Annotated in this window: 15 protein-coding genes; 9 read left to right on the forward strand and 6 right to left on the reverse strand. The window is 52.7% G+C overall.

What is annotated here, in order from left to right; translation table 11 throughout:
* The first annotated feature begins 27 nt into the window (after positions 1-27).
* The 3 genes from ygjJ to fadH all read left to right on the forward strand — a co-directional run bounded on the left by ygjJ (position 28) and on the right by fadH (position 5710).
* Positions 28-1098 (forward strand): protein YgjJ, encoded by a 1071-nt coding sequence (gene ygjJ, locus A7Z29_RS07615; protein ID WP_000767629.1) that lies wholly within the window; start codon positions 28-30, stop codon positions 1096-1098.
* 16 nt (positions 1099-1114) lie between these two features.
* Positions 1115-3466, forward strand: a complete 2352-nt coding sequence (gene ygjK / locus A7Z29_RS07620; RefSeq protein WP_105290054.1) for an alpha-glucosidase — start codon at positions 1115-1117, stop codon at positions 3464-3466.
* Between the two features lie 225 nt (positions 3467-3691).
* Positions 3692-5710: an NADPH-dependent 2,4-dienoyl-CoA reductase gene (gene fadH / locus A7Z29_RS07625; RefSeq protein ID WP_105290055.1), complete on the forward strand. Its 2019-nt coding sequence runs from the start codon at positions 3692-3694 to the stop codon at positions 5708-5710.
* A gap of 52 nt (positions 5711-5762) precedes the next feature.
* On the opposite strand, the gene higA is transcribed toward fadH, so the two are convergent.
* The 3 genes from higA to rlmG form a co-directional block, all read right to left on the reverse strand.
* Positions 5763-6179: a type II toxin-antitoxin system antitoxin HigA gene (gene higA, locus A7Z29_RS07630; RefSeq protein ID WP_000560254.1), complete on the reverse strand. Its 417-nt coding sequence runs from the start codon at positions 6177-6179 to the stop codon at positions 5763-5765.
* Positions 6176-6490, reverse strand: coding sequence for a type II toxin-antitoxin system toxin HigB (gene higB / locus A7Z29_RS07635; protein ID WP_000550188.1), 315 nt, complete (start codon positions 6488-6490; stop codon positions 6176-6178). Before higB ends, higA begins: the two co-directional genes overlap by 4 nt.
* A 217-nt stretch (positions 6491-6707) precedes the next feature.
* Positions 6708-7844, reverse strand: a complete 1137-nt coding sequence (gene rlmG / locus A7Z29_RS07645; protein WP_105290056.1) for a 23S rRNA (guanine(1835)-N(2))-methyltransferase RlmG — start codon at positions 7842-7844, stop codon at positions 6708-6710.
* An 84-nt stretch (positions 7845-7928) separates the two neighbouring features.
* On the opposite strand from rlmG, the gene A7Z29_RS07650 reads away from it, so the two are divergent.
* The 5 genes from A7Z29_RS07650 (at position 7929) to sstT (ending at position 13159) form a co-directional block, all read left to right on the forward strand.
* Complete coding sequence (locus A7Z29_RS07650; protein ID WP_001295542.1) at positions 7929-8432, forward strand: M48 metallopeptidase family protein; 504 nt, start codon at positions 7929-7931, stop codon at positions 8430-8432.
* Positions 8433-8508: 76 nt separating this feature from the next.
* Positions 8509-9201: a SanA/YdcF family protein gene (locus tag A7Z29_RS07655; RefSeq protein WP_085461215.1), complete on the forward strand. Its 693-nt coding sequence runs from the start codon at positions 8509-8511 to the stop codon at positions 9199-9201.
* 78 nt (positions 9202-9279) lie between these two features.
* Positions 9280-10266: a Gfo/Idh/MocA family protein gene (locus tag A7Z29_RS07660; RefSeq protein ID WP_032226529.1), complete on the forward strand. Its 987-nt coding sequence runs from the start codon at positions 9280-9282 to the stop codon at positions 10264-10266.
* A 283-nt stretch (positions 10267-10549) separates the two neighbouring features.
* Positions 10550-11515 (forward strand): TerC family membrane protein Alx, encoded by a 966-nt coding sequence (gene alx / locus A7Z29_RS07665; protein ID WP_001098822.1) that lies wholly within the window; start codon positions 10550-10552, stop codon positions 11513-11515.
* A gap of 399 nt (positions 11516-11914) precedes the next feature.
* Positions 11915-13159 carry a serine/threonine transporter SstT gene (sstT, locus tag A7Z29_RS07670; RefSeq protein WP_105290057.1) on the forward strand — a complete coding sequence of 415 codons (1245 nt, stop codon included), beginning with the start codon at positions 11915-11917 and terminating at the stop codon, positions 13157-13159.
* A gap of 3 nt (positions 13160-13162) precedes the next feature.
* Here sstT and A7Z29_RS07675 read toward each other — a convergent pair whose 3' ends face one another.
* The 3 genes from A7Z29_RS07675 to uxaC form a co-directional block, all read right to left on the reverse strand.
* Positions 13163-13714 (reverse strand): YgjV family protein, encoded by a 552-nt coding sequence (locus tag A7Z29_RS07675; RefSeq protein ID WP_000128138.1) that lies wholly within the window; start codon positions 13712-13714, stop codon positions 13163-13165.
* Positions 13715-13796: 82 nt separating this feature from the next.
* Positions 13797-15284: an altronate dehydratase gene (gene uxaA, locus A7Z29_RS07680; protein WP_001199359.1), complete on the reverse strand. Its 1488-nt coding sequence runs from the start codon at positions 15282-15284 to the stop codon at positions 13797-13799.
* A gap of 14 nt (positions 15285-15298) precedes the next feature.
* Positions 15299-16711: a glucuronate isomerase gene (uxaC, locus tag A7Z29_RS07685; protein ID WP_105290058.1), complete on the reverse strand. Its 1413-nt coding sequence runs from the start codon at positions 16709-16711 to the stop codon at positions 15299-15301.
* Between the two features lie 478 nt (positions 16712-17189).
* Between uxaC and exuT the strand changes: the two genes are divergently transcribed.
* A complete protein-coding gene (gene exuT / locus A7Z29_RS07690) occupies positions 17190-18488 on the forward strand; it encodes a hexuronate transporter ExuT (RefSeq protein ID WP_024165155.1) in 1299 nt (432 codons plus the stop codon).
* Positions 18489-18530: the final 42 nt, after the last annotated feature.

Genomic DNA, 18530 nt, shown 5'->3' on the forward strand with positions numbered 1-18530 from the left:
TTTTTCTTTAGCTCATGGATTAACACAATGAAATTAATCACTGCACCATGCAGAGCATTACTTGCTCTGCCGTTTTGCTACGCCTTTTCTGCGGCCGCTGATGAAGTACGTCCGGCAGAACATGACGACACAAAAACACCCGCCATTACCTCGACGTCTTCTCCTTCATTTCGTTTTTACGGCGAATTAGGGGTTGGTGGATATATGGATTTAGAAGGTGAGAATAAACATAAATACAGCGACGGAACTTATATCGAAGGCGGTCTGGAGATGAAATATGGCTCCTGGTTCGGCCTGATTTACGGCGAAGGCTGGACCGTGCAGGCCGACCACGACGGCAATGCCTGGGTGCCTGATCATAGCTGGGGTGGTTTTGAAGGTGGGATTAACCGTTTTTATGGCGGTTATCGTACTAACGATGGCACCGAAATCATGCTCAGTCTGCGCCAGGATTCCTCGCTGGATGACCTGCAATGGTGGGGCGATTTCACGCCCGATCTGGGCTACGTCATTCCCAATACCCGCGACATTATGACCGCGCTGAAGGTGCAGAACTTAAGCGGCAACTTTCGTTATAGCGTCACCGCCACACCTGCCGGACATCATGACGAAAGCAAAGCCTGGCTACATTTTGGCAAGTACGATCGCTACGACGACAAATATACCTATCCGGCAATGATGAACGGTTACATCCAGTATGACCTTGCCGAAGGCATCACCTGGATGAACGGTCTGGAAATCACCGACGGCACTGGACAACTCTATCTCACGGGCCTGCTTACCCCTAACTTTGCCGCTCGCGCCTGGCACCATACCGGACGCGCCGACGGGCTGGACGTACCGGGAAGTGAAAGCGGGATAATGGTGAGCGCCATGTATGAAGCGTTAAAAGGCGTTTATCTCTCCACCGCTTACACCTACGCCAAACATCGCCCTGACCACGCTGACGATGAAACCACCTCTTTCATGCAGTTTGGTATCTGGTACGAATACGGCGGCGGACGTTTCGCAACGGCTTTTGATAGCCGCTTCTACATGAAAAATGCCTCTAACGATCCCAGCGACCAAATCTTCCTGATGCAATATTTTTACTGGTAATAAGGACTGTAATTTCATGAAAATCAAAACTATTTTAACGCCAGTAGCCTGTGCTCTGCTGATGAGCTTTTCCGCCCATGCCGCTAACGCCGACAATTATAAAAATGTGATTAACCGTACCGGCGCGCCGCAGTACATGAAGGATTACGACTACGACGATCACCAGCGTTTTAACCCGTTTTTTGATCTCGGTGCCTGGCATGGTCACTTGTTGCCAGACGGCCCGAACACCATGGGCGGTTTTCCGGGCGTTGCGCTGCTGACAGAAGAGTACATCAACTTTATGGCGACCAATTTCGACCGCCTGACCGTCTGGCAGGACGGCAAGAAAGTCGACTTCACGCTGGAGGCATACAGTATTCCCGGCGCGCTGGTGCAAAAACTGACAGCAAAAGATGTGCAGGTTGAAATGACCCTGCGCTTCGCCACGCCGCGCACCTCACTACTGGAAACTAAAATCATCAGCGATAAACCGCTGGATCTGGTGTGGGATGGCGAGCTGCTGGAAAAACTGGAAGCAAAAGAAGGGAAACCACTTTCCGATAAAACCATTGCTGGCGAGTACCCTGATTATCAACGCAAAATCAGCGCCACCCGTGATGGCCTGAAAGTCACCTTTGGCAAAGTGCGCGCCACCTGGGATCTACTGACCTCCGGCGAATCGGAATATCAGGTGCATAAATCCCTGCCTGTGCAGACTGAAATCAGCGGCAATCGCTTTACCAGTAAGGCACATATCAACGGTTCAACGACGCTCTATACCACCTATTCCCATCTGCAGACCGCCCAGGAAGTTAGCAAAGAGCAGATGCAAATCCGCGATATTCTGGCACGTCCGGCGTTTTATCTCACCGCCTCGCAGCAACGCTGGGAAGAGTATCTGAAGAAAGGGTTAACCAACCCGGATGCGACGCCGGAACAGACGCGCGTCGCGGTGAAAGCAATCGAGACGCTTAACGGTAACTGGCGCTCGCCTGGCGGTGCGGTGAAATATAACACCGTCACGCCGTCGGTAACCGGGCGCTGGTTCTCCGGCAATCAGACCTGGCCGTGGGATACCTGGAAGCAGGCGTTTGCGATGGCGCATTTCAATCCGGATATCGCCAAAGAGAATATCCGAGCGGTCTTCTCCTGGCAGATCCAGCCTGGCGACACCGTGCGTCCGCAGGATGTGGGCTTTGTCCCCGACCTGATTGCGTGGAACCTTAGCCCAGAGCGCGGTGGCGATGGCGGCAACTGGAACGAACGTAACACCAAACCCAGCCTTGCCGCCTGGTCGGTGATGGAAGTGTACAACGTCACCCAGGATAAAGCCTGGCTGGCAGAGATGTACCCGAAACTGGTGGCCTATCACGACTGGTGGTTACGTAACCGCGATCATAACGGCAACGGCGTGCCGGAATATGGCGCGACCCGCGATAAAGCCCACAACACCGAGAGCGGTGAGATGCTGTTTACGGTGAAAAAAGGCGACAAAGAAGAGACGCAGTCTGGCCTGAACAACTACGCCCGCGTGGTGGAGAAAGGCCAGTATGACAGTCTGGAAATTCCGGCACAGGTCGCTGCGTCGTGGGAATCGGGGCGTGATGACGCCGCCGTCTTTGGGTTTATCGACAAAGAACAGCTGGATAAATATGTCGCTAACGGCGGCAAACGTAGCGACTGGACGGTGAAATTCGCCGAAAACCGCAGTCAGGACGGAACGTTGCTGGGCTACTCGCTATTGCAAGAGTCGGTGGATCAGGCCAGCTATATGTACAGCGATAACCATTATCTGGCGGAGATGGCAACCATCCTCGGTAAGCCGGAAGAGGCCAAACGCTATCGTCAGTTGGCACAGCAGCTCGCGGACTACATCAACACCTGTATGTTCGACCCGACTACACAGTTCTACTATGACGTGCGCATTGAAGATAAACCGCTGGCGAACGGCTGCGCGGGCAAACCGATAGTCGAGCGCGGTAAAGGGCCGGAAGGCTGGTCGCCGCTGTTTAACGGTGCGGCAACGCAGGCCAATGCCGACGCGGTGGTGAAGGTGATGCTCGATCCTAAAGAGTTCAACACCTTTGTACCGCTGGGAACGGCAGCGTTAACCAATCCGGCTTTTGGCGCTGATATCTACTGGCGTGGGCGCGTATGGGTGGATCAGTTCTGGTTTGGTCTGAAAGGGATGGAGCGTTACGGTTATCGCGATGATGCCCTGAAGCTGGCGGATACGTTCTTCCGGCACGCCAAAGGATTAACCGCCGATGGCCCAATTCAGGAGAATTACAACCCGCTCACTGGCGCGCAGCAAGGCGCACCAAATTTCTCCTGGAGTGCCGCGCATTTGTATATGTTGTATAACGATTTTTTCCGTAAGCAGTAATTTGCAACGGCTGGCGGATGCGGCGTGAACGCCTTATCCGCCCTACATGTGCAATCCCCCAGGCCGGATAAAACGCGGCAAGCGTCGCATCCGGCGTTACCACCGGGCGTATTCTTTTTGAATCCCATCACAAACCCCGCATTCCCCTTTTCCCTTTTCTCCGGCGACGGCTAAATTAGAACTCATCCGACCACATAACAATTATTTTACATACTGGACAATTTTATGAGCTACCCGTCGCTGTTCGCCCCGCTGGATTTAGGTTTTACCACGTTAAAAAACCGCGTGTTGATGGGCTCAATGCACACCGGGCTGGAGGAATACCCGGACGGCGCTGAACGGCTGGCTGCGTTTTATGCCGAACGCGCCCGTCACGGCGTGGCGTTGATTGTCAGCGGCGGTATCGCACCAGATTTAACAGGCGTTGGCATGGAAGGCGGTGCAATGCTCAATGACGTCAGCCAGATCCCGCACCATCGCACCATTACTGAAGCGGTGCATCAGGAAGGCGGCAAAATTGCCCTACAAATTTTGCATACCGGGCGCTACAGCTACCAGCCGCATCTGGTGGCACCTTCCGCATTGCAGGCTCCCATCAACCGTTTCGTTCCCCATGAGTTAAGCCATGAAGAGATTCTGCAACTGATCGACAATTTCGCCCGCTGCGCGCAACTGGCGCGGGAGGCCGGATACGACGGTGTCGAGGTAATGGGTTCCGAAGGATATTTGATCAACGAATTTCTTACCCTGCGCACCAACCAACGTAGCGACCAGTGGGGCGGCGATTACCCTAACCGGATGCGGTTTGCCGTTGAAGTGGTGCGAGCAGTGCGCGAACGCGTCGGCAACGACTTCATTATTATCTACCGTCTGTCGATGCTAGACCTGGTCGAAGACGGCGGTACTTTTGCCGAAACGGTACAACTGGCGCAGGCCATCGAAGCGGCAGGCGCGACCATTATCAACACCGGCATTGGCTGGCATGAAGCGCGCATTCCGACCATCGCCACGCCCGTGCCGCGCGGTGCCTTTAGCTGGGTCACGCGCCAACTGAAAGGCCACGTCTCGCTGCCGCTGGTGACCACCAACCGGATTAACGATCCGCAGGTTGCCGACGACATTCTCTCGCGCGGTGATGCGGACATGGTATCGATGGCGCGACCGTTTCTTGCTGATGCGGAGCTGCTGTCAAAAGCGCAATCAGGGCGAGCCGATGAGATCAACACCTGCATTGGCTGCAATCAGGCCTGTCTCGATCAGATCTTCGTTGGCAAAGTCACCTCGTGCCTGGTGAATCCTCGCGCCTGCCACGAAACCAAAATGCCGATCCTTCCTGCCGTGCAGAAAAAAAATCTGGCGGTGGTCGGTGCCGGTCCGGCGGGGCTGGCGTTTGCCATTAACGCGGCGGCGCGTGGTCATCAGGTAACGTTGTTTGATGCGCACAGTGAGATCGGCGGTCAGTTTAATATCGCCAAACAGATCCCCGGCAAAGAGGAGTTTTACGAAACGCTACGTTACTACCGGCGGATGATAGAAGTAACAGGCGTGACGCTGAAACTCAATCACACCGTGACGGCGGATCAGTTACAGTCGTTCGATGAAACGATCCTCGCTAGCGGGATCGTGCCGCGCGTTCCGCCTATCGACGGGATCGATCATCCGAAGGTATTGAGTTATCTCGATGTACTGCGCGACAAAGCGCCGGTGGGCAACAAAGTTGCCATCATCGGTTGTGGTGGGATTGGCTTTGACACGGCGATGTATTTAAGTCAGCCGGGCGAATCCACCAGCCAGAATATCGCCGAGTTCTGTAATGAGTGGGGGATCGACAGCAGCCTACAACAGGCTGGTGGCTTAAGTTCGCAAGGGATGCTGATCCCCCGTAGCCCACGGCAGATTGTGATGCTCCAACGCAAAGCCAGCAAACCAGGTCAGGGGCTGGGTAAAACCACAGGCTGGATCCATCGCACCACCCTGCTCTCGCGAGGCGTGAAAATGATCCCAGGCGTAAGTTATCAGAAGATCGACGATGACGGGCTGCATGTGGTGATCAACGGCGAAACGCAGGTATTAGCCGTGGACAATGTGGTGATCTGCGCAGGGCAAGAGCCAAACCGAGCGCTGGCGCAACCGCTGATTGATAGCGGGAAAACCGTGCATTTGATTGGCGGCTGCGACGTGGCTATGGAGCTGGACGCACGCCGAGCGATTGCCCAGGGAACACGGCTTGCACTGGAGATTTAAATCGTTATTTGACGTGCCGGATGCTGCGTTCATGCCGCATCCGGCAGTTGCATTAATCAATAAACAAGGCGGGAGAAATACCGAATCGCGCTGCCAGTTTTTTAGCGTGTTCCAGCGTTAATTTCCTCTTCCCGTTCAAAACGCGTGACACCATCGACTTGCTACCAATTTCCGGCAGATCGGAAAGGGTTAAACCGTATTGATCCATCAGGGTACGAATCACAGCAACACCACCTGGCATGGCTTGAGCCATGGCATTAAATTCAGCAAATTCGGGCGCTGATTCTTCCCACGCGGTTATTTTGGCACACACCAGATCCAGCAAGGGATTTTCAGGATCGTTAAGCAGCAGATGATCGACCAGTTCCAGCGCCTGGGCGTATTGTTCTTCGTTCTGGATACCCGCCAGAAAAGGTGCCACAGCAGTTAGCTTTTCTCCCGCCTGCAAGATGTCGGCAATCGCAATCATTTTTTCCCCTTAGTACGATGAATGGCGGTAAAGAAATCGTATTCTTTGTGCGTCATAACTTCGCGTATGTAGCACTTTTGCGATTCAAAAAAGACCATTGCGACAACACGTAATTCATTGCCCCCGACATTGAAAACATAATGCTTATCCAGATATTTGAAGTTATCCAGAGATGGGAACACTGCTTTTAATGACTCAGGTTTTTTGAAATATCCCTTAGCAATCGTGTTCCCCAAAGCCACCAGCTCCGTTTTGTGTTGCGGGTATTTTTCCGCAGCATCTTTCAGTGCTTTTTGAGTGATCAGGTGCATTCTTCATCATGTCCGTTGACAAATTGGCAATATGATAACATTCGTTGACAGATTGGCAACGAATGAATTTATCTGTATGACGGAAGAATAAACGTTGAGAAATGCCAAACAAGAGAATGCAGGGGGCGGTGACAGGGATTTTTTGTTTTATGGAAGCGAGATTCCAGAAATGAGCAGCATTGCCGGATGCGCCGCATCCGGCAGGTAGTTGCCAATCTTACCGACGACGCCCCAGCTTCACCGCTTTCAGCACCACAAATTTATTATTCGTAGCAATAGTGGTGCAGTTGCCGAAAATTTTCTTCAGTTTATGGAAGTAATCCAGATGGCGGTTGGCAACGATATACAGCTCACCGTTGATTTTCAGGCAGCGGCGGGCGTGGTGGAACATCTCCCAGGCGACGTTATCGGTCAGCGCATGTTGCTGATGAAACGGCGGGTTGCAGAGCACAGCATTAAAGCGGAAAGGCTCCACGCCGGAGAGCGCGTTGTTGATCATAAACTCGCAGCGATCCAACGCCTCTGGCATGTTGGTTTCAACGTTCAAACGGCTGGAAGCAACCGCCATCGGTGATTCATCGACAAACACCACTTTCGCCTGCGGATTTTTATCGAGCAATGTCAGGCCAATAACGCCGTTACCACAGCCGAGATCGACAATCTCACCTTCGAGGTTCTCCGGCAGATGCTGCATAAAGAAGCGCGCGCCAATATCCAGCCCGGTGCGGGAGAAGACATTCGCGTGATTGTGGATAGTCCAGTCAGTACCTTCCAGCTTCCAGCTAACGGTCTGCGGCGCACCGGCCAGCGGCGGTTCATTGAAAGTGCAATTAATCAGGCGCGCTTTTTTCCATGCCAGCGTGGTGGTGGTCGGGCCGAGCACTTTTTCGAACAGTTCCAGCGTGGAAGTGTGAATGTCACGGGCTTTGGCACCGGCAATAATACGCGTATCCGACGTGACCACTTTGCGCAGCGCACGCAGTTGCTGTTCCAGTAATGCCAGTGTTTTCGGTACTTTGATCAGCACCACACCCGGCTGTTGCGGGTAGTCGGCAGTGCTGTCGAGAAACTTCACACTCGACTCATCAATCCCGTTGAGACGTAAATTCTCGCGCGTTGCCAGTTCGCTGATATACGAGTCGCCAATGCTGTACGGCTTATGTTCTGCCAGCGCACAGCTTAACGCGCCAAAGGCATCATTCAGGATCAACACCGGGCCGCAGATTTCTGTGTCGTCCAACTGTTGCAGCAGATATTCATCCGCCGCTTCCCACGCCTGTAGCGGGTTAACGTCATCCGTCGCCGGAAAACGTTGTAGTGTCAGTGAACGGAAACCGTTGTCTAAGTGGCTCATCGGCCCTCCTGAATGATAAAATTTCGACGTTGCCCCTGAAAAGGGTGCGTGAGTATACCCTTTTTCTCTTTTTCGTGGGCGGTTATGAGCAATCTTACTTATCTTCAGGGTTATCCCGAGCAGCTACTTTCCCAGGTGCGCACGCTGATTAATGAACAACGTCTGGGCGATGTGCTGGCAAAACGCTATCCGGGAACGCACGACTACGCCACCGATAAAGCCCTCTGGCAATATACCCAGGATCTGAAAAATCAGTTTCTGCGCAATGCCCCGCCGATCAATAAAGTGATGTATGACAACAAGATCCATGTGCTAAAAAACGCGCTCGGGTTACATACCGCTGTTTCTCGTGTGCAGGGCGGCAAGCTGAAAGCAAAAGCAGAGATCCGCGTCGCTACCGTGTTTCGCAACGCGCCGGAACCGTTTTTGCGCATGATCGTGGTGCACGAGCTGGCGCACCTGAAGGAGAAAGAGCATAACAAAGCGTTCTATCAATTGTGTTGCCATATGGAACCGCAGTACCACCAGCTTGAGTTTGACACCCGGCTGTGGCTAACGCAGTTGTCGCTTGGGCAGGACAAAATCTGAAAATGATGCCAGGCGTTATATTTTCAACCATTAACGCCTAAAATCGACGCCCCTCTTTTCGTTAAGGATAACGACCATGCTGCGCGCATTTGCTCGCCTTCTTCGCCGCGTTTGTTTTTCTCGCCGGACTCTTAAAATTGCCTGTTTATTGTTGCTTGTGGCAGGAGCGACCATTTTTATCGCCGATCGCGCAATGGTCACCGCCAGCAAGCAGCTGACCTGGAGCGATATCAACGCCGTTCCGGCGCGTAACGTGGGTTTATTGCTGGGGGCGAGACCGGGTAATCGCTACTTTACCCGACGCATTGATACCGCAGCAGCGTTGTACCATGCCGGAAAAGTGAAATGGCTGCTGGTAAGTGGCGATAACGGACGTAAAAATTACGATGAAGCATCAGGCATGCAGCAGGCCTTGATCGCTAAAGGCGTACCGGCGAAAGTGATCTTCTGCGACTATGCCGGATTCTCAACGCTGGATTCGGTAGTGCGTGCCAAAAAGGTGTTTGGGGAAAACCATATCACCATTATCTCGCAAGAATTTCATAACCAACGCGCCATCTGGCTGGCAAAACAGTACGGTATCGACGCTATCGGGTTTAACGCGCCAGACCTCAATATGAAGCACGGTTTTTATACTCAACTGCGGGAGAAACTCGCTCGTGTCAGTGCGTTGATTGACGCAAAAATCCTCCATCGCCAGCCGAAATATCTAGGGCCATCGGTCATGATTGGGCCGTTTAGTGAGCATGGCTGTCCGGCAAAAGAATAATGCGTATCTGCGCACGTCGAAGATGAAAAAGGCGTGCTACATTGACGACAGAATCCCTTTATGGAGTATCCACGCGTTATGATACGTTTCGCTGTGATTGGCACGAACTGGATCACTCGTCAGTTCGTCGAGGCCGCCCATGAGAGCGGTAAATACAAGTTAACCGCCGTTTATTCCCGCAGCCTTGAACAGGCTCAGCACTTCGCCAATGATTTTTCTGTCGAGCATCTGTTTACATCGCTGGAAGCGATGGCGGAAAGCGATGCCATTGACGCGGTGTATATTGCCAGCCCGAATGCCCTGCACTTTTCCCAGACACAACTTTTCCTTAGCCATAAAATTCATGTGATTTGCGAGAAGCCGCTGGCGTCGAATTTGGCGGAAGTGGATGCCGCCATTGCCTGCGCACGAGAAAATCAGGTGGTGCTGTTTGAGGCATTTAAAACCGCCAGCCTGCCGAACTTTCATCTGTTACGCCAGGTGCTGCCGAAAGTCGGCAAATTGCGTAAAGTCTTTTTCAACTACTGCCAGTATTCCTCGCGGTATCAGCGTTACCTGGATGGTGAGAATCCCAACACCTTTAATCCGGCGTTCTCTAACGGTTCAATCATGGATATCGGCTTTTACTGCCTGGCGTCGGCGGTGGCGTTATTTGGTGAACCGAAAAGCGTGCAGGCAACCGCCAGTTTGCTGGCAAGCGGCGTGGATGCCCACGGCGTGGTGGTGATGGATTACGGTGATTTCAGCGTTACGTTGCAGCACTCAAAGGTCAGCGATTCTGTGCTGGCAAGCGAGATTCAGGGCGAAGCGGGATCGCTGGTGATTGAAAAACTTTCTGAATGCCAGAAAGTCTGCTTTGTGCCACGCGGCAGCCAGATGCAGGATCTCACCCAACCGCAGCATATTAATACCATGCTCTACGAAGCAGAGCTGTTCGCTACCCTGGTGGATGAGCATCTGGTGGATCATCCAGGGCTGGCGGTCAGTCGCATCACTGCCAAACTGCTGACCGAGATCCGCCGCCAGACTGGAGTTGTTTTTCCGGCCGATAGCGTAAATCTATAATTGTTACCGTAAAGCAGTGTAAAAGGCATGTAACAGACCATTGACTGGCTGAATGGTCTGTCATACTTTGTTACCTGCAAAGGGGAGTAACTTCATTGCCGGTCGATCGTCATTACGATGTGTGAAAAACCACATCCGGTCACCGGGCAACCCGAAAGGAATACGCAGACGTATTCCTTTTTTGTTGTAAGTGAGACCTTGCCGGAAGGCGAGGTCTATGCATAAAAAGCAGCGGCTGACGTCTTCCGACGTTGGCCGTTTTTTTTATGTGTAAGGAACTTCTATGAATACTGTCGGCACGCCGTTGCTATGGGGCGGATTCGCTGTTGTTGTCGCCATTATGCTGGCTATCGACCTGTTGTTGCAGGGGCGTCGTGGGGCACATGCCATGACCATGAAACAGGCTGCGGCCTGGTCGCTGGTCTGGGTGACGCTGTCGTTACTCTTTAACGCCGCTTTCTGGTGGTATCTGGTGCAGACACAGGGGCGCGAAGTCGCTGACCCGCAGGCGCTGGCCTTCCTCACGGGTTATCTGATTGAGAAATCGCTGGCGGTCGATAACGTCTTTGTCTGGTTAATGTTGTTCAGCTATTTCTCTGTTCCGGCGGCATTACAGCGCCGCGTGCTGGTGTATGGCGTGCTCGGGGCGATTGTTCTGCGTACCGTCATGATCTTCACCGGTAGCTGGCTGATTTCGCAGTTCGACTGGATCCTGTATATCTTCGGTGCATTCCTGCTGTTTACCGGCGTGAAGATGGCGCTGGCTCATGAAGATGAATCAGGAATCGGCGACAAGCCGCTGGTGCGCTGGCTGCGCGGTCATTTGCGCATGACCGACACCATCGACAACGAGCATTTCTTTGTGCGTAAGAATGGCTTGTTGTACGCCACCCCGCTGATGCTGGTGCTGATTCTGGTGGAGTTGAGCGACGTGATTTTCGCCGTGGATAGCATTCCGGCTATCTTCGCTGTTACCACCGATCCGTTTATTGTGCTGACCTCAAACCTGTTTGCGATCCTCGGCCTGCGTGCGATGTATTTCCTGCTGGCAGGCGTAGCAGAACGTTTCTCGATGCTCAAATATGGTCTGGCGGTGATTCTGGTGTTTATCGGTATCAAGATGCTGATTGTCGACTTCTACCATATTCCGATCGCCGTCTCGCTGGGCGTGGTGTTTGGCATTCTGGTGATGACGTTTATTATCAACGCCTGGGTGAATTATCGGCATGATAAGCAGCGGGTAGAATGATTTTTAATCTGCCTAAGCCGTGTACCCTGTCATCAACATGAGCACCGTTTTCTCCCTCTCCCTTCCAGGGAGAGGGTCGGGGTGAGGGTAATTTTTCGCACCAATGCTGGCCTGTTCCCCTCACCCTAACCCTCTCCCCAAAAGGGGCGAGGGGACTGACCGAGTACTTTTTTGACGTTGTCATCAGTCTGGAAGCCGCACGTTGGGCTTTATTTTTATGTCAAACAAATGTAACCATTAAGTTGCAAAACATGACCTCTCTTTAAAATCCAGCATTTTTCGCTTCCCGAAGCTGTAACTTTCCTTATACTCGACCTTGCAAACACTTTGTTACATCCTGAAAGATGCGTCGAAAGAACGTACCAGGGATGTACGACAACACAATGAAAGGATCGAAAAATGACTACGCAACATTCACCGGGGCTATTCCGGCGTCTGGCTCATGGCAGCCTGGTAAAACAAATCCTGGTCGGCCTTGTTCTGGGGATTATTCTGGCATGGATCTCAAAACCGGCGGCTGAAGCTGTTGGTCTGTTAGGCACTTTATTTGTTGGCGCCCTGAAAGCCGTAGCACCCATCCTGGTGCTGATGTTGGTGATGGCTTCCATCGCTAACCACCAACACGGGCAGAAAACCAATATCCGCCCTATTCTGTTCCTCTATCTGCTGGGTACTTTCTCCGCCGCACTGGCCGCAGTCGTTTTCAGCTTCGCCTTCCCTTCTACCCTGCATTTGTCCAGTAGCGCAGGCGATATTTCGCCGCCGTCAGGTATTGTGGAAGTGATGCGCGGACTGGTAATGAGCATGGTTTCCAACCCCATCGACGCGCTGTTGAAAGGTAACTACATCGGGATCCTGGTGTGGGCGATTGGCCTCGGTTTCGCGATGCGTCACGGTAACGAAACCACCAAAAACCTGGTCAATGATATGTCGAATGCCGTCACCTTTATGGTGAAACTGGTGATTCGCTTCGCACCAATCGGTATTTTTGGTCTGGTTTCTTCTACCCTGGCAACTACCGGTTTCTCCACACTGTGGGGCTACGCGCAACTGCTGGTCGTGCTGGTTGGCTGTATGTTGCTGGTGGCGCTGGTGGTTAACCCACTGCTGGTGTGGTGGAAAATTCGTCGTAACCCGTTCCCGCTGGTGCTGCTGTGCCTGCGCGAAAGCGGCGTGTACGCCTTCTTCACCCGCAGCTCTGCGGCGAACATTCCGGTGAATATGGCGCTGTGCGAAAAGCTGAATCTGGATCGCGATACCTATTCCGTTTCTATTCCGCTGGGAGCCACCATCAATATGGCGGGCGCAGCAATCACCATTACGGTGTTGACGCTTGCTGCGGTTAATACGCTGGGTATTCCGGTCGATCTGCCTACGGCGCTGCTGCTGAGCGTGGTTGCTTCCCTATGTGCCTGTGGCGCCTCCGGCGTGGCGGGGGGTTCTCTGCTGCTAATCCCACTGGCCTGTAATATGTTCGGTATTTCGAACGATATCGCCATGCAGGTGGTTGCCGTCGGCTTTATCATCGGCGTGTTGCAGGACTCTTGCGAAACCGCACTGAACTCTTCAACTGACGTGCTGTTCACTGCGGCTGTTTGCCAGGCAGAAGACGAGCGTCTGGCAAATAGCGCCCTGCGTAATTAATGTTTAACCCCTTTCGTCAACGGCGGAAGGGGTTTTCTCCACTTTAAACGGATCAATTCCCCTTTTCTGCATCCGCCAGAAACGAATGATATTCAGGCCATTCATCAGTAGAAAACTGCCTTCAATCATCGTGCCGCCAATCGACCCGGCCCAAAAGTTGTGAATCACCCAGCAACACGTTGAAAACCACATCACGCAGCGCATGGTCAGCCCTTTACAGCGGAACAGCGCCCAGGTACTGACAATCGTGCCAATAACCGGCAATAGTTCAACAGGATGATGGAACTTCGCCAGGCCGATTCCGCCAGTCAGCACAATAAATATCGCCATTACCCATAAGCTGCGCGTGCGTAAGGTAATCAACGTACGAATAGCATTAAGGATGGCACTGGCACCGGCAGGATAAGTGCCCAGGAGGAAAAAATGCACGCCAATAACGGCGCTATAGACCGAAAGCTGCTTTTTGAAGCGACGTTCGTCACGGTTAAAAAATGTAGTGATACCAATCAGAAAGGCGATGACACCCACGCCCTGGGCCAGCCAATACGCGGTCATAATAAATCCTTAACAGGTATGGAAAAGCAAACGGCGCTTCACATTATGAAACGCCGTTTTTTATTAACAACTCATTTCGACTTTATAGCGTTACGCCGCTTTTGAAGATCGCCAGTTCGCGGAAGTCGTTACGCTCGTTGCAAGTTTGCTTACCGTTGGCAAACTCAACGATGGTATCGATAAATTCTTCCAGCAACTGCGGCATCGCTTTTCCGTGAATCAACTGACCCGCGTCAAAGTCGATCCAGTGTTTTTTCTTCGCCGCCAGTTCACTGTTGGTGGCAATTTTCACCGTCGGCACAAAACCACCATACGGCGTACCGCGACCGGTACTGAACAGCACCATGTGACAGCCTGCGCCCGCCAGGGCACTGGTCGCTACGGCATCGTTACCCGGTGCACTTAACAAGTTCAGCCCCGGCGTTTTCAGACGCTCGCCGTAACGCAGCACGTCAACCACTTCGCTGGAACCCGCTTTCTGAGTACATCCAAGTGATTTGTCTTCCAGCGTGGTGATACCGCCCGCTTTGTTCCCCGGCGATGGGTTTTCGTAGATAGGCTGGTCATGCGCAATAAAGTACTGTTTGAAGTCGTTGACCATGGTGACCAGTTTTTCAAACGTTGCTTCGTCGCGGCAATGATCCATCAGCAACTGCTCTGCGCCAAACATCTCCGGCACTTCGGTCAGTACGGTAGTACCGCCGTTAGCAATCACGTAGTCAGAAAAACGCCCCAGCATCGGGTTAGCGGTAATACCAGAAAGACCATCAGAACCGCCGCACTCCAGACCAAACTTCAGTTCGCTGAGTTTGCCTGGCTCGCGTTTATCGTTGCGCATCACGTTATACAGCTGATGCAAATGCTCGATCCCGGCTTCGATTTCATCGTCCTGCTGCTGGCAGATCATGAAATGGACACGTTCAGGATCGATGTCCCCCAGCGTTTCACGGAAGACATCGACCTGATTGTTTTCACAGCCCAGACCAATCACCAGCACCGCACCTGCGTTCGGGTGGCGCACCATGTTTTGCAGCATAGTGCGGGTATTGATGTGATCGTCACCCAGTTGTGAGCAGCCGTAGGTGTGGCTGAAGAGGAACACGCCGTCAGTACCTTCAGCGTTGTTGGTCTCTTTCAGGAAACGGTTCTGGATCTGCCGCGCGATGCCGTTGACACAGCCCACGGTTGGCAGGATCCACAGCTCATTACGCACCCCGACATCGCCGTTAGCGCGACGATAGATCTGCACTTCACGATCTGCCGCTTGTGCTGGCAGTTCGTGAAAATCAGGTTGATAGCGATACTGATCCAGATCGCTCAGATTCGTGCGCGTATTGTGGGCGTGAACGTGTTCCCCCGCCGCAATATCCGCCAGTGCATAACCAATCGGCAGGCCATATTTGATGACGTTGGCCCCTTTTGCGATATCCGTTAACGCAAATTTATGTCCACGAGCAACATCCTGGCGCAGCGTAACGGTTTGGTTATCGACACTGACTTCTGTGCCTTCAGCCAAATCTGCTAAAGCAACCGCGACGTTATCCAGTGCATGGATCTTGATGTATTGCATATCAACCCCAGACCTTAGTTCAGTTCAATGGCGAAATAGTCACGCGCATTGTTAAAGCAAATGTTTTTCACCATCTCGCCCAGCAGGTTGATGTCCGCCGGTGCTTCGCCCGCTTCCACCCAGCGACCGATCATCTGGCACAGAATGCGGCGGAAGTATTCGTGACGGGTGTATGACAGGAAGCTACGGCTGTCAGTCAGCATACCGACAAAGCGACTCAGCAGACCGAGCTGCGCCAGTTGGGTCATCTGACGTTCCATACCGTCTTTCTGGTCGTTAAACCACCAGCCGGAACCGAACTGCATTTTGCCCGGCATACCTTCGCCCTGGAAGTTACCGATCATGGTGCCCAGCACTTCGTTATCGCGCGGGTTCAGGCAGTAGAGAATGGTTTTCGGTAGCAGGTTTTCTTCGTTCTGTTTGCTCAGCAGTTTAGACAGCTCTTCTGCCATCGGACGGTCGTTGATGGAGTCAAAACCAACATCCGGCCCCAGCAGTTTGAACTGACGCAGGTTGTTATTACGCAGAGCGCCGATGTGGTACTGCTGCACCCAACCGCGACGTGCGTATTCGGCACCAAGGAACACCAGCACCGCAGTTTTAAACTGTGCCACTTCGTGCTCACTCAGGGTTTCGCCTGCCAGGCGGCGTGCCAGAATGCTGTCCAGTTCAGTTTCGTTCGCTTCAGCAAACATCACCACGTCCAGCGCATGGTCAGACACTTTACAGCCGTGAGCGGCGAAGTGATCCAGACGTTTGGTCAAGGCAGTTTGCAGGTCTGCAAAGCGGCGAATGTCGGTATCAGAAACTTCACCCAGCTTCGCCATATAGTCGTTAAAGGTCGCCTGTTCGATGTTGAAGGCTTTATCCGGACGCCAGCTCGGAAGCACTTTAATGGTGAAAGAGCCGTCTTTGGCGATCTCTGCGTGATGCTCCAGAGAATCGATCGGGTCATCGGTGGTGCCGACCATTTTCACGTTCATCTGCTGCATGATGCCGCGCGCGGAGAAGTTATCCTGCGCCAGCAGTTCGTTACATTCGTTCCAGATTTCATCGGCAGTCGACGGAGACAGCAGTTTGCCCGTGATACCGAATGGACGACGCAGTTCGAGGTGCGTCCAGTGGTATAACGGGTTGCCGATAGTGTGCGGAACGGTCGCCGCCCAGGCGTCAAACTTTTCACGGTCAGAGGCATCACCGGTACACAGGCGTTCAGCTACACCATTGGTGCGCATTGCACGCCATTTGTAGTGATCGCCTTTCAGCCAGATGTCATACAAATTCTTAAAGCGATAGTCTTCTGCAATCTGCTGCGGCGGCAAATGGCAGTGGTAGTCGAAAATCGGCTGGTCTTTTGCGTAGTCGTGATACAGACGGCGGGCAAATTCAGTATCTAACAGGAAATCTTCAGTCATAAACGGAGTCATTATCGTCTTCCTCTTAACGAGTGAGCTAGCTTGCTTATGGTGCGATGCTGACAAAGTTATCACACCAATTTCCAGAGCCAGAAGATATTTTCGTGAGTTAGATCAATAAACGTAGTTAAAAAAATTACTCTCAAAGTGGTAAATATCGCTGCAAGCCGCGCCGTTACTGGCCTCGCTATCATCGTGTAATGTCCCTACAAATATTCGCACATTTGTGATGGCTCTCACCTTTTAAAGTTGTATGACAAGTTATCTTTTTGCCGTCGCAAATCATAAGTCGACGGAATGCAAATTGCCGATTCATTCTCTGGATGGATTGGATTGACCGGTACGGAAGCCGAATTAGCACGAAACTTTCATGGCAACGTTCGGGGCGTGCCGGTTTTTTTTCGGTTACCCGGTCGTAAGTAACATCTTCAGCCTCTGGCGGGATGATGGCCGCGATTACTGCGGATATAACAAAACGATGAGGTTTTACATGCGTAAAATTAAAGGGTTACGTTGGTATATGATCGCACTGGTGACGCTCGGCACCGTGCTCGGTTACCTGACGCGTAACACTGTGGCGGCAGCTGCGCCAACTCTGATGGAAGAGTTAAACATCTCCACCCAACAGTATTCCTACATCATCGCAGCTTATTCTGCTGCTTATACGGTCATGCAACCGGTAGCGGGTTATGTACTGGATGTTCTGGGTACAAAAATCGGTTACGCGATGTTTGCCGTGTTGTGGGCTGTGTTCTGTGGCGCTACCGCGCTGGCAGGTAGCTGGGGCGGCCTGGCGATTGCTCGTGGTGCGGTAGGTGCTGCTGAAGCAGCAATGATCCCAGCGGGTCTGAAAGCCAGTTCCGAATGGTTCCCGGCGAAAGAGCGTTCCATCGCAGTAGGTTACTTTAACGTTGGTTCTTCAATTGGTGCGATGATTGCACCGCCGCTGGTGGTATGGGCAATTGTGATGCACAGCTGGCAGATGGCATTTATCATCTCCGGTGCGCTGAGCTTTATCTGGGCGATGGCATGGCTGATTTTCTATAAACACCCGCGCGACCAGAAACATCTGACTGATGAAGAACGCGAATACATTATTAACGGTCAGGAAGCCCAGCACCAGGTTGGCACGGCGAAGAAAATGTCCGTTGGTCAGATCCTGCGTAACCGTCAGTTCTGGGGTATCGCGCTGCCGCGTTTCCTGGCTGAACCGGCGTGGGGGACTTTCAACGCGTGGATCCCACTGTTCATGTTTAAAGTTTACGGCTTTAACCTGAAAGAGATCGCGATGTTCGCCTGGATGCCGATGCTGTTTGCTGACCTCGGTTGTATCCTCGGTGGTTACCTGCCGCCGCTGTTCCAGCGTTGGTTTGGCGTGAACCTGATCGTCTCCCGTAAGATGGTAGTCACGCTGGGTGCGGTGCTGATGATTGGCCCAGGTATGATCGGTCTGTTCACCAATCCATATGTGGCGATTATGCTGCTGTGTATCGGTGGTTTTGCTCACCAGGCACTGTCTGGCGCACTGATTACGCTCTCTTCTGACGTGTTCGGTCGTAACGAAGTGGCAACGGCAAACGGTCTGACCGGGATGTCCGCATGGCTGGCAAGTACGCTGTTTGCCTTGGTTGTTGGTGCTCTGGCTGACACCATCGGCTTCAGCCCGCTGTTCGCAGTGCTGGCAGTGTTCGACCTGTTAGGCGCGCTGGTTATCTGGACGGTATTGCAGAACAAACCGGCGATTGAGGTGGCGCAGGAAACACATAACGATCCCGCCCCGCAACATTAACGCTTAGCGTGAGTTTTAATGTCGAAGCTGCCTGTTCAGGCG

Origin of the sequence: Escherichia sp. MOD1-EC6842 (assembly GCF_002965705.1) — a bacterium.
GTDB classification, from domain to species: domain Bacteria; phylum Pseudomonadota; class Gammaproteobacteria; order Enterobacterales; family Enterobacteriaceae; genus Escherichia; species Escherichia ruysiae.